Raw genomic sequence first — 24317 nt, 5'->3', positions numbered from 1 at the left:
CGGAGGCCACACCCGGGTCGGTGAACTCATCACGCACGGCGTGCCCCCAGCGCCTTGAGCGCATCGCGCAGCAGCGACGCCGCGTCGTCGGTCGATTCGAGCTCGCGCAGCGTGTCGCGGATCTCGGCGTCGCCGTATCCGAGGCCCGCCAGGGCCTCGCGCACGTCGGCCATCGCCGAACCGCCCGGCTCGGTGCCACCGGCGCCTTCGAGCACCGGCACGCTCAGGCGCGACTTCAGCTCGATCAGCAGCCGCTCGGCGGTCTTCTTGCCGACGCCCGGGACGAGCGTCAGCGACGCGACGTCCTGGTTGGCGACGATGTCGACGAGCGCCGTCGGAGGATGCGTCGCGATCACGGCCATGGCCAGAGCCGGACCGACGCCGTGGGTGCCGATGAGCGTCTGGAAGGTGACCCGTTCGTCGCGACTCAGGAAGCCGAAGAGCTGCTGCGCGTCCTCACGGATGTGGTGATGGACGTACAGGAACGCCGACGTCGACGGTTCGAGCTCGGCGAGCGCGCGCTGCGAGACGTTGACGACGTACCCGACGCCGGCGACCTCGATCAGCACCGAGCCGTCGAGGTCACGCTCGAGGATCTCGCCTCGCAGTGAACCGATCATCGGCGGCCCGCCGTCGCAGCCGCGATGTGGCGGCTCATCGGCGACGTCGCGAGATAGCAGAGCGCCAGCGCAGCGGCGTCGGCCGCATCGGCCGGCCTGGGTGGCTTCGACAACCTGAGCCGCGTCTGCACCATCTTCTGGACCTGCTCCTTGCTGGCGCCGCCGTAGCCGGCCACGGCGTCCTTGACCTCGTTGGGCGTGTACTGCACCACCTCGCACCCGGCGCTCGCCGCTTCGCACAGCGCGAGGCCGCTGGCCTGGCCGACGCTCATGGCCGTGCGGACGTTGACCTGGAAGAACACCCGCTCGACGGCCACCACCTGCGGCTCGTACTCGGTGATCAGGTCGACGAGCTCACGGCGCAGTGATGCCAGCCGGGCGGGCAGCTCGTCGGACGACGGCGTGCGGATCACCCCCAGCGAGACGGCGGTCGCGGAACCGGGGCCGCGCCCGTCGACCACCGCGAACCCGCAGCGCGTCAACCCTGGGTCGATGCCGAGCACGCGCCGGCTCACGGCGGCACGGTCGGCCAAGTTGCTGGCGAACACAGGTTCGACTCTAGTCACGGCGCGCCGCCGACCGGCGGACGGTCTCAGCCGAGCTTGCGGAGCTCGGCGATCAACTCGTCGACCGGGCGGTAGGTCAGGCCGGCGATCGCCTTGTGGGCGTACCGGATGACGCCCTCGGCGTCGAGGATGAACACGCTGCGTCGTGGGAACCCGATCGGGCCGAGGGTGCCGTATGCCCCCGCGACCGACTTGTCCGTGTCCGCGAGGAGGGGGAACTCGAAGCCGTGCTTGCCCGAGAACGCCTCGTGGCTGTCGACGTCCTGGGCCGAGATCCCGACGATCTGGGCATCGAGGTCGCCGAACTGGTCGAGGCCGTCGTTGTAGGCGTTGAGCTGCTTGGTGCAGACCGGCGTGTCGTCCCCCGGGTAGAACACCAGCACGAGCGGCTTGCCGAGGAAGTCGCTCAGGGAGTAGGTCGTGCCCCCCGTGCCCGGCAACGTGAAATCGGGCGCGCGATCGCCGACGCCGACACTCATGATGCTGCTGCTTCCATGACGTCGTCGGCGATGTCGAAGTTGGAGTAGACGTCCTGCACGTCGTCGTTGTCCTCGATCGCCTCCATGATGCGCATCAGCTTCTTGGCGTCCTCGACGGTGGTGACCGGCACGAGGTTGTCGGACACCATCGGCGTGTCGGCCGACATCACCGTGAAGCCCGCCGCCTCGAGGGCTTCCTTGATCTCGAACGTGTTGGTCGGCTCGCACGTCACCTGCCACGTCTCGCCCTCGTTGGAGACGTCGTCGGCGCCGGCATCGAGGGCAGCCAGCATCAACTCGTCCTCGTCGACCCGGCCCTCGATGAGGATGATGCCGCGCCGGTTGAACTGCCATCCGACGGCGCCCGGCTCGGCCATCGACCCGCCGGTCTTGGTGAGGATGTTGCGGATGTCGGCGCTGGTGCGGTTGCGGTTGTCGGTGAGGACGTCGATGAGCAGCGCGACGCCGCCGGGCGCGTACCCCTCGTAGGTGATGTCCTCGTACGTGCCCGCATCGCCCTCGCCGGTGCCGCGCTTGATGGCCCGGTCGATGGCGTCGTTCGTCATCTGCGACGCCTTGGCCTTCTGCACCGCGGTGCGCAACGTGGGGTTGGCGTCGACGTCGCCACCACCGGCGCGTGCGCTCACCTCGATCTGGCGGGCGAGCTTCGCGAAGAGCTTGCCGCGCTTGGCGTCGGCGGCACCCTTCTTGTGCTTGATGGTTGCCCACTTGGAATGACCCGACATCAGCTGCTCCTGGTCCGTTCGCTGCCGGTCTGCGGTTCCGACGGTCCGGAACCGCCTTGCACGGTAGCGGCCTCTCCGCCATCGAGGGTAGAGGCGAAGGTGTTGAGGAACTGGGCGTGCAGCCGGTGATCGTTGGAGAGCTCGGGATGGAAGGCTGCCACCGTCACCGCCCGCTGCCGGAGCAGCACCGGGACGCCGTCGTGCTCCGCGAGCACCTCGACACCCTGGCCGACGCGCTCGACCTTGGGCGCACGGATGAACACGCCGTGGAACGTCGCCGAGCCGACGGGCAGATCACGCATGACCAGCTCGGTCTCGAAGCTGTCGAGCTGACGCCCGTAGCCGTTGCGGCGGACCGTGATGTCGATCGCGCCGTACGAGAGCTGGTCCGGCCGGCTGTCGAGCACCTCGGTGGCGAGCAGGATCATCCCGGCGCAGGTACCGAGCACAGGGAGGCCGTCGGTCACCAGCTCGCCGATCGGGTCGTACAGACCGCTCGTGACCAGGAGCTTCGACATCGTCGTCGATTCGCCACCCGGCATGACGAGCGCGTCGACCCCGGCGAGGTCCGCGGGCGTGCGCACCTGGCGCGTGGGTGCACCCAGCTGGGCGAGGCGTTCCTGGTGCGAAGCGAACGCCCCCTGGAGTGCGAGGACGCCCACCAGCGGCGCGGGGGCGCCGGCGGCCGAGGCGGTGGTCACCAACCGCGATCGGCGTAGTGCTCGTGGACCTCGTCCATACCGATGCCGGTCATCGGTGCGCCGAGGCCGCGGCTCACCTTCGCCAGGATCGAGGCGTCGTTGAAGTGCGTCGTGGCCTCGACGATCGCGGCAGCGCGCGGGCCGGGGTCGGCGCTCTTGAAGATGCCCGACCCGACGAAGACCGACTCGGCGCCGAGCTGCATGGCGAGCGCCGCGTCGGCGGGCGTCGCGAGGCCACCGGCACAGAAGAGCGGCACCGGCAGCTTGCCGGTCTCGGCGATCTCTTGCACCAGCGGCAGCGGGGCCTGCAGGCGCTTCGCCCAGTCGAACAGCTCGGCTGAATCGGCCTGACCGACCTTCTTGACGTCGCCGACGATGCTGCGCAGGTGGCGAACGGCTTCGACCACGTTGCCCGTGCCGGCCTCGCCTTTCGAGCGGATCAGCGCCGCTCCCTCGCTGATGCGGCGCAGCGCCTCGCCGAGGTTGGTCGCGCCGCAGACCACCGGCACCGTGAACTTGAACTTGTCAATGTGGTGCGCCTCGTCGGCGGGCGTCAGCACCTCGGACTCGTCGATGAAGTCCACCCCGAGCGCTTCGAGGATCTGCGCCTCGACGAAGTGCCCGATGCGGGCCTTGGCCATCACCGGGATGGACACGGCGGCCTTGATGCCCTCGATCATCTCGGGGTCGCTCATGCGGGCGACGCCGCCGTCGGCGCGGATGTCGGCCGGCACCCGCTCGAGCGCCATCACGGCCACGGCGCCGGCGTCTTCTGCGATCTTCGCCTGCTCGGGTGTGACGACGTCCATGATGACGCCGCCCTTGAGCATCTCGGCCAATCCCCGCTTGACGGGGAACGAGCCCGTGATCGACACCTGTTCGCTCATGGGTTCATCGTATCGACCGGTGAGGTGGCTCGTCCTGGTGTGTTCACCACCCGCCCGAGGTCACAGCGCGGTCACAGCTCGGTGGCGAGCGCCCGCACCAGTGCGCCGGCACCCGTCTCCACCGGCTGGCCGTGGCCGAACAGCGCCGTCTCGAACTCGAGCGCGGCGAGCTTGGCGATCGACGCGTTGGCGGTGGTCATGTCGTCGGTGAACTGCTCGTTGGCGCCCGAGATACCGGTGCCGTCGTCGTTGCCGTTCAGGGCGTCGCCGGCGATCAGAAGACCGATCCCGGGGTCGAGCAGCGAGATCGAACCCGCTGTGTGACCAGGCGTGTCGTAGACCTGGAGGCCCAACACGTCGTCGCCGTCGCCGACCGCGACGAGGTCGACCGGTGACGTGATGTTCGGGATGTCGCCTGCGCCGGCGTAGGCGGTCGCCGTCGGCGCCAGCTCGATGACCTCGGGGAGCGAGCCGACGTGGTCCGGATGGCGGTGGGTGAGCACGACGTGGCCGACATCGTCGAAGCCGGCGCCGAGCGTGGCGAGCGCATCACCGATCTGGCCGGCGCTGCCCTCGATGCCCGTGTCGACGACGGCTGCCTCGGTGCCACGTACGAGCACGTACGCGGAGACGAATCCGAGGTTCGCCTGCGCCCAACGCACCGACGCGTCGGTCGGCGTCTGCTCGGCCGCTGGCTCCTCGCTCTCGCCCTCCGAGGCAGCGGTGGTCGCAGGGGACGTCGGCGATGCCGGTGCCGTCGTCCCGGGCGAGCCCTCGGGTGTCGTGGCGGTCGTGCCGGCCGAGTCGGTCGTTCCGGCTTCTCCGTCCGCATCGTCACTCGAACAGGCGGCCACGACGCCACCGACGATAGCGACGGCGAACGCGTTGCGGCCGAGCTCGGTCAGGAACTGGCGGCGGCCGATCCGATGTATTCGCTGCGGCCGCCAGGACGACGGCGCGAGCAGCATCGACCGGTGGCCGTGATCGTGTGGCTTCGCATGCGGGTGTCGGTCGGCATTCCGAGATGACATCGCTCGCCTCCTCGGACGCACATCGTGTCACCGATCGCCGGCGCCGTGCGGTCGGCCTCGTGCGGTGGGCCTCGAAACGGTGTTGATCCGGAGAGCGCCCTACAGTGCCGACATGGCCACTCTGGTGCTCACGCTGATCGGCGACGATCGGGCCGGCCTCGTCAACGCCGTGGCCGACGTGATCACGAGCCACGGCGGCAACTGGGAACGCAGCCAGATGGCCGAGCTGGGCGGGAAGTTCGCCGGCATCGTCATGGTCACCGTGCCCGATGGCCGGCGCGACGAGCTGGTCGCGTCGCTCGAGCCCCTCCAAGGCCTGCTCGACATCACCGTCCAGCTGGCGCCCGACACCGTCGACGACCGGATGACGCGGCGCCTCGAGCTCGAGATCATGGGCACCGACCGGCCCGGCATCGTGCACGAGATCACCGAGGTGCTCACCGCGCACGCGGTCAACATCGAGCTGCTCGACGCCGCCACCCGTGACGCCCCGATGGCGGGCGGCACGATCTTCGAGGCAACCGCCGAGCTCGAGGTCGGCGAGACGACCGACCTCGACGCACTGCGCGATGCGCTCGAGGCGCTGGCACACGAGCTCATGGTCGAGATCGAGCTCGACGACTCCCTGTAGCCGCCACCCCGCCGTCCTCCGCCCTCCTAAGCCGTCTCCCCGTCGCTCAGCGCTGCGAGAGCGCACGATCGACGAGCTGCATCGGATGCACCGCGTCGGCGCCGGCGGCGCCGAGGTGGATCGAGCAGCCCGGGTTGGCCGATGCGACGACGTCCGCGCCGGCGCGGTCGACGGCCGCCAGCTTGCGATCACGGATGTCGCCGGCGAGTCCGGGCTGGAGCAGCGAGTAGGCCCCGCCGGCGCCGCAACACAGTCCCTCGTCGTCGAGCTCGCGCAGCTCGCGCACGAACGGACGGAGCACGGTTCGGGTCGCCGCGTGCACGCGCTGGACGTGCCGCAGGTGGCACGGGTCCTGCACGGCGACGCTGAGATCGAGCGGTGCGACGGCCGGCACCAGATCGAGGCGCTCGGCGAGCCATTCGTGGATGTCGTACACCCGCGCCGAGAACGCCGCTGCCTCGGGCGTGCCGAGCAGGTGGCCGTACTCCTTCATCGCCGCGCCGCATCCGGCCGAGTCGACCAGGATCGGCCGGCGGTCGCGATCGCCACCACCGAGCTCGCGCATCATCGTCGTGGCGAGTCGGCGCGTCGTGGCGGTCAGCCCGGCATGTGCATGTAGGGCGCCGCAGCACGGTGCCCGGTCACCGGTCGGTGTGACACCGAAGCCGGCGGCCTCGACGACGCGCTGCGCAGCCGCGTGCACGTCGCGCTGCCACGCATCCATCACGCACCCCGTGAACAGGTAGACGTCGTCGCCCGAGACCGGCAGCGGCCTCCGGCGCACCGGCAGCTCGGCCGGCAGTGCGAATCGCCGCGGAACGAGCCGTGCGCGCTGCGCCAGGGCGAGCGCGGTCGACCCCGCCCGCAACACCGCAGGGCGCGTCAGCGGTGCGAACGCCAACCGCTGCCAGCGCGGCGTCATGCGGCGACGGTCGGCCAACGTCTCCCTCGCCTGTTCCATCATGTGGCCGAACGGGACGCCGCTGGGGCAGGCGGGCTCGCACCCCCGGCACTGCACGCAGGTCTCCAACGAGTCGAGCACGTCGCCGGTGACGGGAGCGCCGTCGTTCTGCACCGCTCGCATCAGCCCGATCCGACCCCGCGGCGACATCGCCTCGTCGCCGGTCACGCGGAACGTCGGGCAGTGGGGCAGGCACAGGCCGCACTGCACGCAGGTGTTCAGGTCGGCTGCGCCGATCTGCAGGTCCATCAGTGCTCCATGCCGGCGACGAACCTGCCGGGATTGAGGCGGCGCGTGGGATCGAACTCGGCCTTGATCCGGCGGGCGACCTCGGACGCCGACGGCTCGGGTGCTCGCCGTGGCTGGCGCCGCGCGGCCCACAGGAGCCCGACCCCGATGGCGGCCACGTACTCCCCCGTCGTCGACGTGTCGAGGCGACGGAGCTCGGACGGCGCGACCGACCAGCGGTGCTCGGGCAACGCCGGCGGGCCGTCGGCGGGCAGGAACGTGCCCATCGAGCGCAGCTGCTCGGTCTGGTGCTCGACGTCGACGGCGTGGCCCTCGAGCAGCACCGTCGTCCGAGCGCCGTCGTGGAAGATCGCTCCGGGCCGCAGCAGGGTGTCGAACACCGCGGCCGGGTCGGCGTCGTCGGCCGCCAGCCAGACCGAAGCGGCGGGCACGGGATTGGTCCTGAGGATCACCTCGCCGACGAGGCCGAGCGTGCCGAACGACCCGACGAACAGGCGTGGCAGGTCGAACCCGCTGACGTTCTTCACAGTCGGCCCGCCGCCGACGACGAGCCGGCCGTCGGCCGAGACGTAGGTGACCTGCAGCACCGCTTCGCGGATGCGCCCGACGCCGAGCATCGTCGGGGCGTTCTCGCCGACGACGACGGCGCCGCCCACCGTGCCGCCGCGGTCGGGCAGCGCGGTTCGCTGGCCGGCGCTCGCCAGCTCGTCGTGCAGGTCGGCGACCGTGGTCCCGGCGAGCACCCTGACGGTCATCTCGGCCGGCTGGTACTCGACGAGTCCGACCGGGGCCCGCAACACGCGGACGCCGTCGTCGAGCGGGCCGGCGGCGTCCCACCTGGTGAGGCCGCCCTCGACCGCCACCGGGCCGTCCGGGCCGACCTCGTCGGCGAAGGCCGTGAGGGCCGTGCTCACCCCCAGACCCCGGTCGGCACGCTGCGCAGTGCCTGGATGTCGGCGCAGCTGTGGCTGGCCGGCAGCACCTTGCCGGGGTTGGCGCGGCAGTCCGGATCGAAGGCCCTCCGGAGGCGCGCCTGGTGGTCGAGGTCGTCGTCGCTGAACTGCTCGGCCATGAACTTCTGCTTCTCGACACCGATGCCGTGCTCGCCCGACAGCACACCGCCGGCGTCGAGCGACGCCCGCAGGATCTCCTCGCCCGCCGCGTGGACCCGGTCGATCACGCCGGGCTCGCGGGCGTCGAACAGCAGCAGCGGATGCAGGTTGCCGTCGCCGGCGTGGAAGACGTTCATCACGATGACGTCGTGACGGTCGGCGATCTCGTAGACCTGCTCGAGCACCTCGGCGAGCTTCGAACGCGGCACCACCGTGTCGTGCAGGTAGTAGTCGGGCGCAATCTGCGCGATCGCGCCGAACGCCGTCTTGCGGCCCTTCCAGAGCAAGGCGCGCTCCTCGTCGGTCGCGGCCAGCCGGACATCGGTGGCGCCGTGTTCGCGGCCGAGCCGCTCGATGGTCGCGGCGTCGACCTCGGTGCCGCCCGGGAGCCCCTCGACCTCGGCGAGGAGGACGGCGGCCGCGTCGACGGGATAGCCCGCACCGACGTAGTTCTCGACCGCAACCGTGATCTTCTGGTCCATGACCTCCATCGCGGCCGGCACGACACCCGCAGCGATGACAGCGCTCACGGTGTTGGCGGCGTCGTGCACCGAGCCGAACGACAGCAGGAGCGTTCGAACCGACGGGGCGTTCTTCGTGAGGCGGACGGCGACTCGGGTGACGATGCCGAGCGTGCCCTCGCTGCCGACGAAGGCGCCCCGGAGATCGAGCCCGGCCGGCTCGGCGTCGAGACCACCGAACATCGCGATGTCGCCCGACGGCAACACGACCTCCAGGGCCAGGATGTGGGCGTTGGTGACGCCGTACTGCAGGCAGTGCGGACCGCCCGAGTTGTTGGCGACGTTGCCGCCGATCGTGCACACCTGCTGGCTCGACGGATCGGGCGCGAAGTGGTAGCCGAGTGGACCGAGGTGCTTGTCGAGGTCGAGGTTGATCACGCCGGGCTCGACCCACGCGACGCGATCGTCGACGTCGACGTCGAGCACGCGGTTCATGCGCGTGAGCGCGACCACGATCGGTGCGCCGAGCGGGATCGCTCCCCCGGCGAGGCCGGTGCCTGCGCCGCGCGGCACCACGCCGCGCCCGTGCTCGATCGCGATCCGCATGACGGCGGCGACCTCGAAGGCGTTCTCGGGATAGCAGAGCGGACCGGCCACGCCGCCGCCGAAGAGCGAGGCGTCGTGCGCGAGCAGCGCGCGATGCGCACCGTCCCGCTTGACCCGGTCCGGCGAGAGGGCGGCACAGAGGTCGGCGAAGCACTGGTCTGAGTCGGGCTCCTCGCGCCTGACGATCTGCTTGATCCGGTCGAACATCGCGTGTCCAGTTAACACGACCGTCTGGACGGCCGACGGTGCCGGCGCGGGGTCCGAGAGGCCAACTGGTCGGTTCAGTCCGAGCGACTCGCCCTGGAGTACTCGTCGAGCAGGCGCGGTCCGTCGAGCACCTGGACGAACGCCAGCGGATCCAGGCCCTCGTCGATGACGTAGTCGGTCAGCTGGTCGATCGCGGTTGCCCGGAGGTCGTCCGGCTCCCACGGCTTGGCGATGTAGTGGGCGAGGCCGGCGTCGTTGATCGCCCGGATCGTGTCCTGATGGCCCGCCTGCCCGGTGATGAGCACCTTCCTGATCGGCCTCGTGGCCGGCTCGGCGTGCAGCGACACGAGCAGGTCGACACCGCTCCGGCCGGGCAGACGGTGATCGGCCAGGATCAGCCCGACGCGATCACCGGCGGCCGTGCACTCCTCGAGGGCGGCCAACGCATCGTCGACGGTGTCGGCCTCGTCGACGCGGATCGTGCCGGACAGCGGCGCGAGGTCGCGGACGATCGCCGCCCGGACCTCGGGTTCGTCCTCGACGACGAGGATGACGAGCTCGGTCATGGGCTTCCCTCCACGGGCAGGACGACGGCGAAACGGGTGCGGCCGGGTCGACTCTCGACGGTGATCGAGCCGTGGTGCTCCTCCACGATCTGGCGAGCGATCGACAGCCCGAGCCCGAGGCCGAACTGGACGCGACCGTTCTTCGTGGTGAATCTCGGCTCGAAGATCCTCGACTGCAGCTGCGTCGGAATGCCGGGGCCGTCGTCGATCACCTCGACCCGGACCGTGCGCGGCGCCGCCTGGGAGACCCGCAGTTCGATCCTGCCGTGATCGTCGACGGCGTCGAGGGCATTCGTGATCAGGTTGGTCCAGACCTGCTGCAGCGCGCCGGGCCGCGCGGAGATGCTCGGCACGTCGTCGACGTGACGCTCGACCTCGACGTCGTCGAGCCGGTGCGACACCAGACGCAGTGCGTTGTCGACACCCTCGGCCACGTCGACGTCGGCCGCGACCGGGCCGCGACCGTCGTCGCCGCGGGCATAGGCACGGAGGCTGTCGACCAGGGATCGGATCCGCTCGGCGGCGCTGGTCGTGTTGCGGATCGTCCTGCCGAGGCGAGCCGCGGCCTCGAGCCGGTCCAGCGTCGACCCGTCGAGTCGGGCCAGCGCCTGGGCCTCGCGCGGTTCGGTGACGCCCATGCCGACGAGCCGCTCGGCCAACCGTCGGTCGCCGAGCCGGTCGGCGAGCGAGCGTCGATGGGCACGCTGCTCGGACGTCGACTGCGATGGCGCGTCGAGCTGCCGGTGGACCCGGTCGACGATCTCGGGGTCGCCGACGACGAGCGCGAGGTCGTCGGCGAGGTGCTCGACCGCTCGGGTCAGCGCGGCGGTCGGGTTGTTCAGCTCGTGCGCCATCCCGGCCGACATCTCGCCGAGCGTCGCGAACCGGGCACTGGCGACCAGCTGCGCCCTCGCCTCGGACAGCGCCGCCAGGCTCTGATCGAGCTCGACCTGGAGCTCGTCGGAGCGCCGCAGCCGACGCGCCAGCGATCCGATCAGCACGCGCGTCAGCAGGCCGGCCAGCGCCGGCTCGGCGTCGATCGCCCGGGCGAGCTGGTCGACGCTGACGGGGATCGCCCGCACGTCGGTGACCGCCTTGCAGCGGAGCATCGCCCGCCGGTGGCTGGCGAGCGACAAGAGGCCGAGGATCCTGCCGGTGGAGTCCTCGTGGAGGATCCGCTCCCCCTGCTCGGTCAGTGATGTGAGCTGCACGATGCCCTCGAGGACGACGTAGATGCCGCCCACGTCCTCGCCCGACTCGATGAGGATCGTGCCGGGCGCGACCCGCAACCGCGGCGGGTGCCCGAGCGCCCGATCGAGGAGCCGGACCATCTGCGCCTCGACCGCCGCGTCGTCGACGTCGCTGTCGAGCAGAGGGTGTTCGGCCTCGGCCGCTGCGGTCGGTGCGGCGCGCTCTTGCTCGACGCGGGTCCGTGCCCGCTCGAGCTCGGCATCGTCGATGACGGCGCCGAAGTCGTCGAGCCGCTCGGGTGCGTACTCGACCAGGAACGTCGCGAGGTGCGCGTCGACCAGACGGTGCAGGCCATGCCGCGTCCATGGCCTCGTGAGCATGCCGTGGACGGCTCCCCGTTGCAGCGCGATGTCGACGCGCTGCAGTGAGGCTCGTGACGTGATCAGCACCTTGCGAGTGCGTTCGATCTCGTCGTCGGCGTGCAGTGCCAGCACCACGTCGATGCCCTCGTCGTCGTCGACGTCGACGGCGACGAATGCGAGGGGCACGATGCCGCCTGCGGCCCGCACCGCCTCGACGGTGGCCATCGCCTCGGCGACGCCGCTCACGATCTCCACCACGACGAGCCCCTCGAGCAGGTCGCGCACGTCGTCCGCGATCGACTCGACGACCTCGCGGTCGCTCCCGCCGACGAGCATGACGACGTCGCCGCTCACAGCAGGCCCACCGCCTCCCAGATCGGTGGTGCCACGAGCACGACCAGGACGAGGCCGATCGCACCGACGAGCAGCCCGACGATCGCCAGGTCCCTGGTCGCCACGTTGCCGGTCGCGTAGGCCACCGCGTTCGGTGGTGTGCTCACGGGAAGCGCCATCGCCAGCGAGCACGACATGGCGATCACGACGCCGGCGAGCAGCGGGTCGAGATCGATCGCCGCCGACGTGGCCAGGCCGACGCCGATCGGGACCACGAGGTTGGCCGTTGCCGAGTTGGAGATCAGGGTGCTCATCACGATCGACAGCGCCGCGAGCGCGGCCAGCAGCAACAACGTACTGAGCGAGGACCAGTCGAACAGTCCGACGAGCCAGTCGTCGAGTCCCGTCGCGGTGACGCCGTTGCCGAGCGCGATGCCACCGCCGACCAGCCACAGCACGTGCCAGCTGATGTGCCGGAGGTCGTCGACGCCGACGACCTTGGTGGCGAGCAACAGCACGACGGGTGTGAATCCGACGATCGACGACGGAATGCCGTGGAACGGCTCGGTGATCCAGCCGAGCACCGTGGCGCCGAACACGACGTACAGCAGCATCGCGTCGCGGCTCCGATCGAACGCGCCTCCGATCGACAGCTCGACCTGATCGATCCCGGCCGGGTACCGCCGCACGAGGATCGCCCAGGCCGATGCCAGCGCGACGATCGCGACCGGCACCCCGAGCAGCATCCACTCGAGGAAATTGACGTCGATGCCCTCGTCGGACAGCCGGCCGAGCGCGATCGCATTCGGCGGCGAGCCGACCGGCGTGCCGAGGCCGCCGACGTTGGCCGCGACGGGGACCGACAGCACGAGGCTGACCCGGAGCGGATCGGCGGCGTCCAGCCCGGCGGCCACGGGCAGCACGACCGCCATCATCGCAGCGGTGGTCGCGGTGTTCGACATGAACATCGACAGCGTCGCCGTGATCGCCATCAGACCACCGACGAGCGCCCGCGGGGAACGGCCGAACGGCCGCAGCAGGACCCCTGCGAGGTTGCGGTCGAGCCGGTACTTGGCGGCCGCATCGGCGAGCACGAAGCCCCCCAGGAACAGCATCAACACCGGGTGCGCCAACGTCGCGAAGAAGCTCTGGTAGGCGGGTGCGTCGTAACCGTCGGAGAGGCCCACGACGGCCTCGTCGGAGATGAGGAGGATCTCGGCGAGGATCACGCCGATCGAGGTCGCCGCGAGCGGGATCGCCTCGGTGATCCACAAGATGACGGCTGCGCCGAACACGGCCAGCATGCGACTCGACTCGCCGGTCAGGTCGCCGGCATCGCCGATCGCAACGACCACGACGAACCAGGCCACCGCCAGTGCGATGCCCGCCTGGCGAAGTGTGATCGGCGGGCCGGAACGATCCGACGATGCACGATCTGCCACGGCTCCGACGCTACCGCGGTCGCACGCCGGGTCGTGAGGAGCTGCGGACACATACCTCCCGGTTGCGAGAGGGGACGATCTCGGCCAGCCTGTCGGCGCTCATGAATCCGGCACTCCGATCCGTGCTCGACGCAGTGGCACTCTGGCGTCGCGGTCTGTCGTCGGCTGCCGCCGTCGTCGACGCTGCCGTCGACGCGCTCGTGGCCGGCGTCGAGTCGCCGACCTTCCTCCGTGTCGCAGGGCTGACGCGAACCGAAGCCGACGTCGAGCTGGCCGAGCTGCTGCCAGCCGCGCTCGAGGAGCTCGGCGTCCCCGTCGTCGAGGTCACCGACCCCGGCCACGACGTGCTCGTCGCGGCGGCCATGACGACACCGTTCCGGAACGGCGAGCAGCAGGCACGGGCGCTGACGGGCGACGTGCATCGCGTCTTCGGCCACGACTGCCATCCGCTGGTCGAGCGGCTCGCATCGCTCGACGACGAGTTCGACCTGCTCGACGAGGGACACGGATCGTCGGCCGAGGTGGTCGAGCACCGCGTTCGCGAGGCGGTCACCGCCGTCGACGGAGCCGCGGCCGAGATCTACGAACCCGGCGAGCGGGCGTCGGCGTGAGTCCGCATCCGGGTGTCGTCGCCGCGGGTCACCGTCGCACGGCGGGCGCTGCCGCCAACGTGCTCCGATCGGGTGGCACCGCGTTCGATGCAGCGATCGCTGCGATCGCGATGGCGTGCGTCTGCGAGCCGATCCTGTGCTCGCCGGGGGGCGGCGGCTTCGCCGCCTTCCGGCGCGGCGACTCGGTGTCGTTCCTCGACTGCTTCTCGCACACCCCTGCCGCTCGGCGCCAGCCCAGCGGGGCCGGCGTGCACGAGGTGTTCGCCGACTTCGGCACCGCCACGCAGGCGTTCCACATCGGTCCCGCCACGGCGGCGACACCGGGCCTGTTCGCCGGCATCGAAGCCCTGCATCGCATCGGGGCGACGTGGTCGCTCGCCGACCTGTTCGCACCTGCGGCCGCCGCCGCCCGAGGCGGCGTCACGGTCACGCCCTTCCAGCACCATCTCGCCACCGTGGTCGAACCGATCCTCCGGGCGACGCCAGCTGCGGCGGAGCTCTTCGCACCCGGTGGGTCGTTGCTCGCGCCCGGCGACTCGTTCCGGAACCCGGGACTGGCCGACGCCCTCGAGCTGATGGCGACCGACGGGTTCGCCGGCAGCGGGGTCGGCGATGCATGCGTCGCCGCGCAGGCCGACGCCGGCCACCTGACGGCGCACGACCTCGCCGCCTACGAGGCGATCGAGCGGCCGCCCCTGACCGTCGACCTCGCGGGCGACACCGTCCACCTCAACCCGCTGCCGGCCGCGGGCGGCACGCTGGTGGCACACACGCTCCACCAGCTGCGCGCGCACGACCCGGTCGCGCTGGCGAACGCGATCGCGGCGACCGGCGAGGCGCGCAGTCGCGCCGCACTCGACGACCTCAACGGCTTGGTCGTGCGCCAGCGCGGCACGACGCACGTCTCGGTGATCGACGCCGCGGGTCACGCATGTGCGGTGACGGTCTCGAACGGCGAGGGCAACGGTGCGCTCGTGGGCGAGTTCGGCTTCATGCTCAACAACGTGCTCGGCGAGGAGGACGTCAACGCTCACGGCCCGGACGACTGGCCGACCGCGACGCGGCTCTCGTCGATGATGTGCCCGACGATCGTCGAGGGGGCCGACGGCAGCCTGACGGTGCTCGGCTCGGGCGGTTCCAACCGCATCCGCTCGGCGATCGCGCAGTTCCTGGTCCGGTTGTGCGTCGATCGCGCCGACCTGGCCGACGCCGTCGCAGCACCTCGGCTCCACGTCGAGCGCGGTCGCCTCGAGTTCGAGGACCGGTTCGACGACGAGCAGCGCACGCGGCTGACCGAGGCGTTCCCGGATCACCGGGGCTGGGCACGACCGGACCTCTTCTTCGGAGGCGTCCACGCTGCTCGTCGATCGGTCGACGGCGAGCTGTCGGGTGCCGGCGATGAGCGGCGAGACGGCGTTGCCGTGGTGGTCGACCGACCGGGGCTGCCGCAGCCACAGCGCTGAGTCGGCCCCGCACGACCGCTACGTCGTGCCTGCTCGCAACCCGACCGTCGTCTCGAGCCATGAGCTCAGCGCCGACCCGATCGCGTCGGGCACGTCCTCCTGGAGGTAGTGCTTGCCCTTGCCGACGTCGACCGATTCGAGGTGCTCGACCGACGCGCGGATCTTCGCCGCCTCCGACGGCTTGAAGATGACACCTGGCCGCGCGTGCAGGAAGAGCTTCGGCAGATCGACGGTCTGGAACCACTCGTAGTTGGCGTCGATCTCGCGGTGCATGTCCTCGGGCTCGCCCGAGATGGGGATCTCGCGGGGCCAGACCGCGACCGGCTTGCGGCTCTCGGGTGTGGGGTAGGGCGCCATGTAGGCCGCCTTCTCCTCCGCGGTGAGTCGGCGACGGATCATCATCGGCATGACCCGCTTGAGGAAGAAGGCCCTCTGGAGGTTCATGCGGTCGCCCTTCACCGGGTCGCGCATGCGGCCGAACATGAATCGCTCGACGGCGTTCGCGTCCGACCAGTCGATCGGCTTGATGACCGCCTCCATGAAGGCGATGCCGCGGACGTTGTCGGGATGACGCCTGGCGTACGACAGTCCGAGTCCGCCGCCCCAGTCGTGCAGGACCAGCGTCACGTTCCGGAGGTCGAGCGCCTCGATCAACCCCTCCACGTAGCGGAGGTGGTCGACGAACCGGTAGTCGAGATCGGGCTTGTCGCTCTTGCCCATCCCGATCAGGTCGAGGGCGATCGCCCGGCCGTGCGGTGCCGCGTACGGGATGACGTTGCGCCACAGGTACGACGACGTCGGGTTGCCGTGGACGAAGAGGATCGGCTCGCCCCGCCCCTCCTCGACGTAGTGCATCCGCGAGCCGAGCACGTCGACGAACCGCGATTCGTACGGGAACGCTGAGGAGGGTGCCGGTGCCATCGATGGTCCTTTCGGTCGTTTTCCACCACGTGGTGCAAATGTCTCCGGCTATTATGCACGACGTGGTACAGAAATCAACCTCGGGGCCTCGCCGGCGTGGTCGACCTCCCACGTTCGACCGAGATGCGGTCGTTGCCGGTGCGATGCGCGCGTTCTGGGAGCGAGGCGTCACCGACACGACGCTGAGCGACCTCGAGGCGGCCACCGGCGCCGACAGGTCGACGCTGTACAACAGCTTCGACGGCAAGGACGGCCTCCACCGAGCAGCCGCAGCGCTGTACGTCGACGAGGTCGAGCGCATGCTGTTCGAGCCACTCGACCACGGCACTGCCGGGCTGGCCGACATCGTCGAGTTCGTCGATCGCCTCAGCGACCAGATCACCTCGCAGCGGAATCCCGCAGGCTGCTTCATCGTCAACGACCTCGGCTCCCCGGGCCGCGACGTCGACCAGACGAATCGGTACCTGACGGGCCTCGAGGACGGCCTGCTCGCCGCGCTGCAACGCGCGGCCGATCGCAACGAAGTGCGCCCCGAGCACGTCGAGGCGATGGCCAAGACCGCGACCGGCGCGATCATCGGCGCCAACCTGTCCGCACGGCACGCCGGCGCCGCTGCCGCCCGAGCGATGCTCGACGGCATCCGGTCGACGGTGGCCACCTGGGCGATCGACCGGTGAGCCGAGCGGCTCCGGCCTGTCGGCGCTCCGGGCGGGGTCGCACTCGACGTCTCGGGCCGAGCGTCGCACTACGATCCGGCCCGAGACGAGGAGCATCCATCAGATGATTTCGGAACCGATTCGCACCGCCCTGTCCGAGCAGCTCAACCGCGAGTTCAGCTCGGCCTACCTGTACCTCGCGATGTCGGCGTACTGCAGCCATGCCGACTTCAACGGCGCCGCGCACTGGTTCCGGCTGCAGTACGAGGAAGAGCACATGCATGCGACGAAGGTCTACGACTACCTGATCGAGCAAGGCGTCGAGGTGCCGCTCCGTCCGATCGAGCAGCCGCCCGGCGAGTTCGGCTCGCTGCTCGCGGTGTTCGAGGCCTCGCTCGAGCACGAGCAGCACATGACCGCGCGGCTCAACGATCTCAGCAACCAGGCCCTGAGCGAGAAGGACCACGCCACCTACAACCTGCTCCAGTGGTTCGTCAACGAGCAGGTCGAGGAGGAGGCCAGCGTCGGAGCGATCATCGCCAAGCTCCGCTTGGTCGGCGAGGACGGCTACGGGTTGCTGATGATCGACAACGAGCTCGGCGGCCGCGCGGCACCGGCTGCGGTGTAGCCGTCGCCGGTATCGGTCGGCGCGGCGTCGGTCAGCCCGGCGTCGAGCCGGCCGCCTCGAGCTGGTAGCTCGCCACCGTGCAGCTCACCGCGAAGATCGGGATCGGCTCACAGAAGTGGACCGTGCCCGGCGCCCCAGCCGCCGCCGCGCTGACGGCGATGAACGTCCTGATCTCGAAGCCGCCCTGGCCGGCGTCGGCGTAGACGGTGAGGTCGTCGTAGTCGAGCAGGGCGTCGCGGTCGTTGCGGCACCAGCGGCCGAGGAAGTCGCGGTCCCAGGCCTCGTTGATCTTCCCGGAGTCGGGTGTCGCCGGCCAGTGCGAGATGCCGCCGGTGCCGACCAGCGCGATCTTCTCGGGCACCGCGTCGGCGGCGCGGCGGAGGGCCTCGCCCAGCGCCCAAGCGCGACCGAGCGGTGCGAGCGGCGGGCCCTGGCAGTTGATGTTGACCGGGACGACGGGCAGGTCGAACCGCGGGGTCAGGAAGTGCAGCGGCACGGCGATGCCGTGGTCGAACTTCCATTCCTCCGCATAGGCGATGTCGACCGTCTGCATCACCTCGGCGATGAGCCGCTGCGACAGGTCACGGTCGCCGGGGGCACGGAAGCGGTCGATGCCGAGCCACCCCGGGTCCTCGATCGGGCCGTCGTAGAAGTCGGCCATCCCGATCGCGAAGCTCGGCATGTTGTTCATGAAGAAGTTGGCGAAGTGCTCGGCTGCGATCACGATGACGGCGTCGGCGCCGCTCGCCTCGATCGCCTCGCGCATCTCGTCGAGCGCCGCGTAGAACGCGTCGCGAACCGCTGGGTCGGCCTGGTCGGCGCGTCCGGTGATCCCGGGCGCGTGGCTGCACACGCCGGCGTACACGAGCCCCATCAGACCTCCCCGTCGTTCCCGCCACCATCGGCGGCGTGCGACTCCTGGCCGAGGCTCGCGGCGTGTGCGTCCACCCCTTCGTACCCGGTCATCGCGTAGACACCCTCACGAACCGGACCGTGCTCGGCGATGCCGTCGCGCATCAGCTGGAGGTAGTCGGCCCACGCGATCTGGTGGAACGCGGCGAAGTGCATGAGGATCTGGCCGTTGACGCCGAAGTGGAACAGCCGCCCGATGTCGGGCTGCACCAACGCATCGACCTCCTCCTCGGTCAGCTCGTACGGCGCCAGCACGGCGTGCCGGTCGGCCCGGTAGTGCTCTTGGATCGCCTCGTCGCGGTTGAGCTCGTAGAGGAACTTCTGGACGTAGTAGAGGCTCATGCTCGCTCGATCACCAGCTCGCGGCGATGTACTGAGTCTCGCAGAACTCGTAGATGCCCTCGCTCGCGCCCTCGCGGCCGAGCCCGGACTGCTTCATCCCGCCGAACGGTGCAGCGGGATCCGACACGGCCCCACGGTTGACACCGACCATGCCCGACTCGAGCCGCTCCGCGGTGGCGAGCCCCTTGGCCAGGTCGGCCGTGTAGACGTAGGCCGTGAGGCCCATCTCGGTGTCGTTGGCGTCGGCGATCATCGCATCGTGGTCGGTGAAGGGGATGACGGGCGCCACGGGCCCGAAGATCTCCTCCCGGGTGATCGCTGCGGTCGAGGCGACGTCGGCCAGCACGGTCGGCTCGTAGAAGAAGCCGGGGCCGTCGATGGCGGCGCCGCCGGTCGCCACCGTCGCCCCTGCGCCGACCGCCGCATCGACGAGGCCACCGATCGACTCGATCGCCGCCGCGTTGATCATGGGGCCGCACGTGACACCCTCCTCGAAGCCGTTCCCCACCTTCACGTCGGCCATGGCGGCGGCGAGCGCTTCGGTGAACGCAGGCGCGATGCCGGCCTCCGCGAAGAAGCGGTTGGCGGCGGTGCACGTCTCGGCGGAGTGACGCATCTTGGCGACCATCGCGCCCTCGACAGCCGCGTCGAGGTCGGCGTCGTCGAACACGACGAAGGGCGCGTTGCCGCCCAGCTCCATCGCCACCTTGAGCACGCGGTCGGCGCAGCGCCGGAGCAGGACCCGACCGACCTCGGTCGACCCGGTGAACGAGACCATGCGGGTTGCCCGGTGCTCGGTGGCCGCGTCGAACCAGGCGCCCGCGTTCCCTGTGGGCACGACGTTGACGACACCCGGTGGAACACCGGCCTCCTGCAACAGGTCGGCGACGCGGAGCGCCGTGAGCGGCGTCTCCTTGGGCGGCTTGATGACGACGGCGTTGCCGGCGCCGAGCGCCGGCGCCACCTTGCGGGTGATCATCGCAGCGGGGAAGTTCCACGGCGTCACCATCACGACGACGCCGACCGGCGGGTGGCGCACGATGATCCTGTTCGTTCCGGCCGGCGCGGTGCCGATCGTGCCGTGGATCCGGACGGTCTCCTCGCTGTTCCAGCGGAAGAACTCGGCCGCGTACGCGATCTCGCCGCGTGCGTCGGCGAGCGGCTTGCCGTGCTCGCGGGTGATCAGCCCGGCCAGCTCGTCGGCATGGTCGAGCAGCGTCACCCAGCACGATCGCAGGACCTCGGCCCGCTCCCTGGGAGCAGCCGCCGCCCACGGCCCCTGTGCCGCCGCCGCGGCATCGACGGCGGCGGTCGCGTCGGCGGGCGTGCCGCCGGCGACGGTGGTGATCTCGTCGCCGCTGGCAGGGTCGATCACTGCGATGCGTTCGCCGTCGGTGCCATCGAGCCACTCACCATCGATGAGCATCTGGTCACGCATGTTCAGCCTCCGAGCTCGGGGACGGCGTGGGTGTCGAGCGCCACGCTGATGTTCTTGGTCTCCATGTAGAAGTCGAAGCTCCAGTCGCCGCCGTCGCGGCCGATGCCGGACGCCTTCGTGCCGCCGAAGGGGGTCGGCAGGTGGCGGACGTTCTGAGAGTTCACCCAGACCATGCCCGCCTCGAGGGCATGGGCGACCCGGTGCGCACGTCCGACGTCGCGGGTCCACACGTAGCCGGCGAGCCCGTAGTCGACGTCGTTGGCGATCTTCACGGCGTCGGCCTCGTCGGCGAACGGGATCGCCGTCAGCACGGGCCCGAAGATCTCCTCCTGCGCGATGCGCATGTCCGAGCGGGCGCCGGTGAACAGCACCGGAGCGATCCAGTTGCCGCCCGCTGGTGCGTCGTCCCACGGGGTGCCCTCGACGACCGTCGCGCCGTCGTCGGCTGCGACGTCGAGGTAGCTGCGGACCTTCTCGTGGTGGCGCGGGTGGATCAGCGGCCCGATCACAGCGCCGGGGTCGAGCGGATGGCCGACCGGCACGTGGCGCATCTTCTCGGCCACCCTTGCCGTGACCTCGTCGTGGATCGAGTCCTGGACGAGCAGCCGTGACGAACTGGTGCAGCGCTCGCCGTTGAGGCTGTAGATCATGAACACGACCGCGTCGACGGCACGCTCGAGGTCGGCGTCGTCGAAGACGATCACCGGGTTCTTGCCGCCGAGCTCGAAGTGCACGCGCTTCAGCGTCGGGGCACCCTGAGCCTGGATGCGCGACCCGGTGGCGGACTCGCCGACGAAGGCGATCGCCTTGATGGCCGGGTGCTCGGTGAGGCTCTTGCCGGCGGTCTCACCCGTGCCGTGCACCACGTTGAGCACGCCGGGCGGCAGCCCGGCCTCGTGTGCGATCTCGGCGAGCAGGTGAGCGGTCAGCGGGCTCCACTCGGCCGGCTTGTGGACCACCGTGCAGCCGGCCGCGAGCGCCGGCGCGATCTTCCACGTCGACAGCATGAACGGCGTGTTCCAGGGCGTGATCACGCCGACCGGACCGATCGGATGGCGGGTGGTGTAGTTCACGTGGTCGGGCGACGGCAGCGACAGGCCGTCGGCGGCCGATGGTGCCCGGTCGGCGAAGAAGCGGAAGTTCTGCGCGCCGCGGAGCGCGGCCTGTGCCATGAAGCGCATGGTCTGGCCGGTGTCGACGCACTCGGTGACGGCGATCTGGTGGGCGCGATGCTCGATCAGGTCGGCGACGCGGTGCAGGATGCGCCGGCGTTCCGTTCCCGGCGCGCTGCCCCATGCGTCGAACGCCTCGGCCGCGGCGCATGCGGCGGCATCGACGTCGGCGGCGTCTCCGGCGGCGACGTCGCCGAGGCGGGTGCCGTCGATCGGCGACGTGTTCTCGAACGTCTCGCCCGATGGTGACGGGACGGCCTCGCCTGCGATCAGGTGGGGCAGCGGCTCGGCGGCGAATCGGGCGAGATGCTCGTCGGCGACGGCGAGGTTGTCGTCGTAGGTGTAGCCGGCGGCGACCATCAGATGTCCTCCATGGCGGTGCGGACGTGGTTGCGATTGATGCGGAGCTCGGGGTCGATCTCGGTGAGCTCGATCGACCAGGCGATCGCGAGCGGTGTGCCGGTGACCGCCTGCTCGGCGGCGTCGAGCACGTCGGCGACGAACGAGCGCTTCGCCACATCGTCGCGGCCCGGCCCGATCCGGCAGTGGATCGCGACGAACGCGAAGCCGGGATCACCGGTGGCGACACGGTAGTGACGGCGCTCGGCGGCCCGCGTGCGCAGGCCGGCGACCTCGGGGAGGCCGTTGGCGAGCGCTGCCGCGTGGACGGCGGCGACGAGCGCGTCGACGTCGTGGTGGTCCGAGACGTTGGCCGAGTGTTCGATCGTGATGTGCGGCATCGCTGTACCCGTGGCGGCAATCTGTTTAACATGTTCAGCAGTTCACGGAAAGCCCCGGCAACCAGTTCGCGATGACCCGACTCCTCTCCTACACCGTCGAGGGCGAGACGAGCTTCGGCAACGTCGATGCCCGCGGCACCGGCGTGGTCGACCTCCGGCGCCGGATGCCCGGCGTGCCCGACCTCGGAGCACTCGTCGGCGCCGGTCGACTCACCGAGGCTCGCACGTTCGAGCGCGAGCCCGCCGACCACGCACTCGACGGGATCACGTTCGAGCGTCCGCTCCCCTGGCCGGGCAAGGTCCTCTGCATCGGCGTCAACTACGGGGGTCGCGCCGCCGAGTACACCGACGCCGGCGATGCTGCGTACCCGTCGGTCTTCGTCCGCTTCCCCGACTCGTTCACCGGCCACGGGCGCAGCTTGATCCGGCCACCCGAGAGCCCGCAGCTCGACTACGAGGGAGAGATCGTCGTGGTGATCGGCCGTAGCGGCCGGCGCATCGAGGTCGCCGACGCCCGCGATCACATCGCCGCGCTGACGCTCGGCAACGAAGGGACGATCCGCGACTGGGTTCGCCACGCGAAGTTCAACGTCACCCAGGGCAAGAACTGGACGGCGAGCGGCGCGATCGGCCCGTGGCTCGTCCCGATCGACGAGTTCGGCGACCTCGAACAGCTGCACCTGACGACGCGGGTCAACGGCGCGCTCCGCCAGGACGACACGCCGGCCACGATGAAGTACTCGATCGAGTACCAGATCCACTACCTCTCGACGTTCACCGAGCTCCGCCCCGGCGACCTGATCTTCACCGGCACGCCGACCGGCGCCGGGGCCCGGTTCGACCCGCCGGTGTGGTTGCAGCCCGGTGACGTGGTCGAGGTGTCGGTTCCCGAGATCGGCACGCTCCGCAACACGGTCGCCGACGAGTTCGCGCCGGGCACGCTCGCGGCCTCGTTCGCCGCACCGGAGCCACAATGAGCACGCCGGCCATGCGTCCGTTCGCAGCGTCGCTGCCGATGGCGCTCCTCCAGGCGCGGGAGGCCGCGATGCGGCTGTTCCGGCCGCTGCTGGCAGAACACGGCCTGACCGAGCAGCAGTGGCGGGTGCTCCGGGCGCTGACGGCCACGGCGGCCGCCGTCGACGTGAGCGACCTCGCCGAGCGCACGTTCCTCCTCCCGCCGAGCCTGTCGCGCATCCTGACCAACCTCGAGGATCGCAATCTGATCGTCCGCACCGTCGACACCACCGACCAGCGCCGGTCGCTGATCGCGCTGAGCGAGCACGGTCTCGCACAGGTGCGCCTCATCGCCCCTGAGTCGGAGCAGCGCTACGCCGCGATCGAGGAGGCGTTCGGCGCCGAGCGCCTGAGCCGGCTGCTCGACGAGCTCTACGACCTCGCGACCCTCGACCTCGGCGCCGATGCTCACGAGGTCGTCGACGAGGAGCCCGGCGATGAGCTTGAGTGACGTCGAGGTGCAGGCCGAGGCGGCACTGCTCGACGAGGCCGAGAGCACCGCGACGCAGATCCGCCAGACCACGTCGGTCCATCCCGGCATGACGATGGACGACGCCTACCGCGTGCAGGCCGCATGGCTCGACCGGAAGCTCGCCCGCGGCGAGCAGCTCGTCGGCCACAAGATCGGGCTCACATCGCGCGCCATGCAGGCAGCGATGAACATCACCACGCCCGACTCGGGGTTCCTCACCCGCGACATGGTGTTCGAGCCGGGGAGCACGCTCGAAGCCGCACGGTTCTGCGACCCCAAGCTGGAGATCGAGCTGGCGTTCGTGCTGGCGACCGATCTCGCCGGCGCCGACCTGACGATCGACGACGTACTCGACGCGACCGACCACGTGGTGCCCGCCGTCGAGTTGATCGCCGCTCGCTCGTTCCGGCGCGACCCGGAGACCGGTCGCACCCGAACGGTCGTCGACACGATCGCCGACAACGCCGCCGACGCCGGCATCGTCTGCGGCGGCCGCCGGGTCGGGCCGCGCGACATCGACCTGCGATGGGTCGGCGCGCTCGCGTATCGCGCCGGCATCGTCGAGGAGACGGGCCTTGCGGCCGGCGTGCTCGACCATCCGGCCGCCGGCATCGTGTGGCTCGCGCGCCGTTACGCCGAGCAGGGGCTGACGCTCGAGGCCGGCCACACGATCCTGGCCGGCTCGTTCACGCGCCCGATCGACATCCGTCCCGGCGACGAGTTCCGCTTCGACTACGGCGACCTCGGCAGCTTCGAGCTGGCTTTCACCTGATCAACGATCAGGTGTTCACCTGGTC

27 protein-coding genes are annotated in these 24317 nt (G+C 70.6%); 8 read left to right on the top strand and 19 right to left on the bottom strand.

The window, feature by feature from the left end; genetic code table 11:
- Positions 1 to 29: 29 nt before the first annotated feature.
- From ruvA to QNJ12_RS01240, 7 genes are all read right to left on the bottom strand, one after another.
- Complete coding sequence (ruvA, locus tag QNJ12_RS01270) at positions 30 to 620, bottom strand: Holliday junction branch migration protein RuvA (RefSeq protein WP_300617867.1); 591 nt, start codon at positions 618 to 620, stop codon at positions 30 to 32.
- Positions 617 to 1168 (bottom strand): crossover junction endodeoxyribonuclease RuvC, encoded by a 552-nt coding sequence (gene ruvC, locus QNJ12_RS01265; protein WP_300617864.1) that lies wholly within the window; start codon positions 1166 to 1168, stop codon positions 617 to 619. Before ruvC ends, ruvA begins: the two co-directional genes overlap by 4 nt.
- 44 nt (positions 1169 to 1212) lie before the next feature.
- Complete coding sequence (locus QNJ12_RS01260) at positions 1213 to 1665, bottom strand: peroxiredoxin (protein WP_300617861.1); 453 nt, start codon at positions 1663 to 1665, stop codon at positions 1213 to 1215.
- Complete coding sequence (locus QNJ12_RS01255) at positions 1662 to 2411, bottom strand: YebC/PmpR family DNA-binding transcriptional regulator (RefSeq protein ID WP_300617857.1); 750 nt, start codon at positions 2409 to 2411, stop codon at positions 1662 to 1664. The genes QNJ12_RS01260 and QNJ12_RS01255 overlap by 4 nt, the downstream gene beginning before the upstream one ends.
- Positions 2411 to 3112, bottom strand: a complete 702-nt coding sequence (pdxT, locus tag QNJ12_RS01250) for a pyridoxal 5'-phosphate synthase glutaminase subunit PdxT (protein ID WP_300617854.1) — start codon at positions 3110 to 3112, stop codon at positions 2411 to 2413. Before pdxT ends, QNJ12_RS01255 begins: the two co-directional genes overlap by 1 nt.
- The gene (gene pdxS / locus QNJ12_RS01245) at positions 3109 to 3999 is read right to left on the bottom strand and encodes a pyridoxal 5'-phosphate synthase lyase subunit PdxS (protein WP_300617851.1); all 891 of its coding nucleotides are present in this window, start codon (positions 3997 to 3999) and stop codon (positions 3109 to 3111) included. Before pdxS ends, pdxT begins: the two co-directional genes overlap by 4 nt.
- Positions 4000 to 4070: 71 nt before the next feature.
- Positions 4071 to 5030, bottom strand: a complete 960-nt coding sequence (locus tag QNJ12_RS01240) for an MBL fold metallo-hydrolase (protein WP_300617848.1) — start codon at positions 5028 to 5030, stop codon at positions 4071 to 4073.
- 112 nt (positions 5031 to 5142) lie between these two features.
- Here QNJ12_RS01240 and QNJ12_RS01235 point away from each other — a divergent pair, with 112 nt between their 5' ends.
- A complete protein-coding gene (locus tag QNJ12_RS01235) occupies positions 5143 to 5661 on the top strand; it encodes an ACT domain-containing protein (protein WP_300617845.1) in 519 nt (172 codons plus the stop codon).
- 46 nt (positions 5662 to 5707) lie between these two features.
- On the opposite strand, the gene QNJ12_RS01230 is transcribed toward QNJ12_RS01235, so the two are convergent.
- From QNJ12_RS01230 to QNJ12_RS01205, 6 genes are all read right to left on the bottom strand, one after another.
- Positions 5708 to 6871 carry a heterodisulfide reductase-related iron-sulfur binding cluster gene (locus tag QNJ12_RS01230; RefSeq protein WP_300617842.1) on the bottom strand — a complete coding sequence of 388 codons (1164 nt, stop codon included), beginning with the start codon at positions 6869 to 6871 and terminating at the stop codon, positions 5708 to 5710.
- The gene (locus QNJ12_RS01225; protein ID WP_300617839.1) at positions 6871 to 7785 is read right to left on the bottom strand and encodes an FAD-binding protein; all 915 of its coding nucleotides are present in this window, start codon (positions 7783 to 7785) and stop codon (positions 6871 to 6873) included. The genes QNJ12_RS01230 and QNJ12_RS01225 overlap by 1 nt, the downstream gene beginning before the upstream one ends.
- Complete coding sequence (locus QNJ12_RS01220; RefSeq protein WP_300617836.1) at positions 7782 to 9257, bottom strand: FAD-linked oxidase C-terminal domain-containing protein; 1476 nt, start codon at positions 9255 to 9257, stop codon at positions 7782 to 7784. Before QNJ12_RS01220 ends, QNJ12_RS01225 begins: the two co-directional genes overlap by 4 nt.
- Before the next feature lie 74 nt (positions 9258 to 9331).
- On the bottom strand, positions 9332 to 9823 hold the full coding sequence (locus tag QNJ12_RS01215) for a response regulator (protein ID WP_300617833.1): 492 nt from the start codon (positions 9821 to 9823) through the stop codon (positions 9332 to 9334).
- A complete protein-coding gene (locus QNJ12_RS01210; RefSeq protein ID WP_300617830.1) occupies positions 9820 to 11730 on the bottom strand; it encodes an ATP-binding protein in 1911 nt (636 codons plus the stop codon). The genes QNJ12_RS01215 and QNJ12_RS01210 overlap by 4 nt, the downstream gene beginning before the upstream one ends.
- Positions 11727 to 13151: a DASS family sodium-coupled anion symporter gene (locus tag QNJ12_RS01205; protein ID WP_300617827.1), complete on the bottom strand. Its 1425-nt coding sequence runs from the start codon at positions 13149 to 13151 to the stop codon at positions 11727 to 11729. Before QNJ12_RS01205 ends, QNJ12_RS01210 begins: the two co-directional genes overlap by 4 nt.
- Before the next feature lie 101 nt (positions 13152 to 13252).
- Here QNJ12_RS01205 and QNJ12_RS01200 point away from each other — a divergent pair, with 101 nt between their 5' ends.
- Positions 13253 to 13762 carry a hypothetical protein gene (locus QNJ12_RS01200; protein WP_300617825.1) on the top strand — a complete coding sequence of 170 codons (510 nt, stop codon included), beginning with the start codon at positions 13253 to 13255 and terminating at the stop codon, positions 13760 to 13762.
- Positions 13759 to 15225 carry a gamma-glutamyltransferase gene (locus QNJ12_RS01195; RefSeq protein WP_300617822.1) on the top strand — a complete coding sequence of 489 codons (1467 nt, stop codon included), beginning with the start codon at positions 13759 to 13761 and terminating at the stop codon, positions 15223 to 15225. The genes QNJ12_RS01200 and QNJ12_RS01195 overlap by 4 nt, the downstream gene beginning before the upstream one ends.
- An 18-nt stretch (positions 15226 to 15243) precedes the next feature.
- On the opposite strand, the gene QNJ12_RS01190 is transcribed toward QNJ12_RS01195, so the two are convergent.
- The gene (locus QNJ12_RS01190) at positions 15244 to 16146 is read right to left on the bottom strand and encodes a haloalkane dehalogenase (RefSeq protein ID WP_300617819.1); all 903 of its coding nucleotides are present in this window, start codon (positions 16144 to 16146) and stop codon (positions 15244 to 15246) included.
- Between the two features lie 62 nt (positions 16147 to 16208).
- Between QNJ12_RS01190 and QNJ12_RS01185 the strand changes: the two genes are divergently transcribed.
- Positions 16209 to 16823 carry a TetR/AcrR family transcriptional regulator gene (locus QNJ12_RS01185; protein WP_300617816.1) on the top strand — a complete coding sequence of 205 codons (615 nt, stop codon included), beginning with the start codon at positions 16209 to 16211 and terminating at the stop codon, positions 16821 to 16823.
- Between the two features lie 103 nt (positions 16824 to 16926).
- Positions 16927 to 17430, top strand: a complete 504-nt coding sequence (locus QNJ12_RS01180) for a ferritin (RefSeq protein ID WP_300617814.1) — start codon at positions 16927 to 16929, stop codon at positions 17428 to 17430.
- Positions 17431 to 17461: 31 nt separating this feature from the next.
- Here QNJ12_RS01180 and QNJ12_RS01175 read toward each other — a convergent pair whose 3' ends face one another.
- The 5 genes from QNJ12_RS01175 to QNJ12_RS01155 are packed head-to-tail and all read right to left on the bottom strand — an operon-like array spanning position 17462 to position 22034.
- Entirely contained in the window at positions 17462 to 18304 is an 843-nt protein-coding gene (locus QNJ12_RS01175) for a hypothetical protein (RefSeq protein ID WP_300617811.1), read from the bottom strand.
- Positions 18304 to 18684 (bottom strand): hypothetical protein, encoded by a 381-nt coding sequence (locus QNJ12_RS01170; protein ID WP_300617808.1) that lies wholly within the window; start codon positions 18682 to 18684, stop codon positions 18304 to 18306. Before QNJ12_RS01170 ends, QNJ12_RS01175 begins: the two co-directional genes overlap by 1 nt.
- Positions 18685 to 18694: 10 nt before the next feature.
- Positions 18695 to 20122, bottom strand: coding sequence for an aldehyde dehydrogenase family protein (locus QNJ12_RS01165; RefSeq protein ID WP_300617805.1), 1428 nt, complete (start codon positions 20120 to 20122; stop codon positions 18695 to 18697).
- A 2-nt stretch (positions 20123 to 20124) separates the two neighbouring features.
- A complete protein-coding gene (gene hpaE, locus QNJ12_RS01160) occupies positions 20125 to 21654 on the bottom strand; it encodes a 5-carboxymethyl-2-hydroxymuconate semialdehyde dehydrogenase (RefSeq protein WP_300617803.1) in 1530 nt (509 codons plus the stop codon).
- Complete coding sequence (locus tag QNJ12_RS01155) at positions 21654 to 22034, bottom strand: hypothetical protein (RefSeq protein WP_300617800.1); 381 nt, start codon at positions 22032 to 22034, stop codon at positions 21654 to 21656. Before QNJ12_RS01155 ends, hpaE begins: the two co-directional genes overlap by 1 nt.
- Positions 22035 to 22105: 71 nt before the next feature.
- On the opposite strand from QNJ12_RS01155, the gene QNJ12_RS01150 reads away from it, so the two are divergent.
- The 3 genes from QNJ12_RS01150 to hpaH are packed head-to-tail and all read left to right on the top strand — an operon-like array spanning position 22106 to position 24292.
- A complete protein-coding gene (locus QNJ12_RS01150; RefSeq protein ID WP_300617797.1) occupies positions 22106 to 23011 on the top strand; it encodes a fumarylacetoacetate hydrolase family protein in 906 nt (301 codons plus the stop codon).
- Positions 23008 to 23499, top strand: a complete 492-nt coding sequence (hpaR, locus tag QNJ12_RS01145) for a homoprotocatechuate degradation operon regulator HpaR (protein WP_300617794.1) — start codon at positions 23008 to 23010, stop codon at positions 23497 to 23499. Before QNJ12_RS01150 ends, hpaR begins: the two co-directional genes overlap by 4 nt.
- Complete coding sequence (gene hpaH / locus QNJ12_RS01140; protein WP_300617791.1) at positions 23486 to 24292, top strand: 2-oxo-hept-4-ene-1,7-dioate hydratase; 807 nt, start codon at positions 23486 to 23488, stop codon at positions 24290 to 24292. Before hpaR ends, hpaH begins: the two co-directional genes overlap by 14 nt.
- Positions 24293 to 24317 lie beyond the last annotated feature (25 nt).

The sequence above is a fragment of the Ilumatobacter sp. genome, assembly GCF_030065885.1.
Classification (GTDB): Bacteria; Actinomycetota; Acidimicrobiia; order Acidimicrobiales; family Ilumatobacteraceae; genus Ilumatobacter.
The sequence above is the reverse complement of the archived record's forward strand: the minus strand, read 5'-3'. Positions and strand labels throughout refer to the sequence as shown.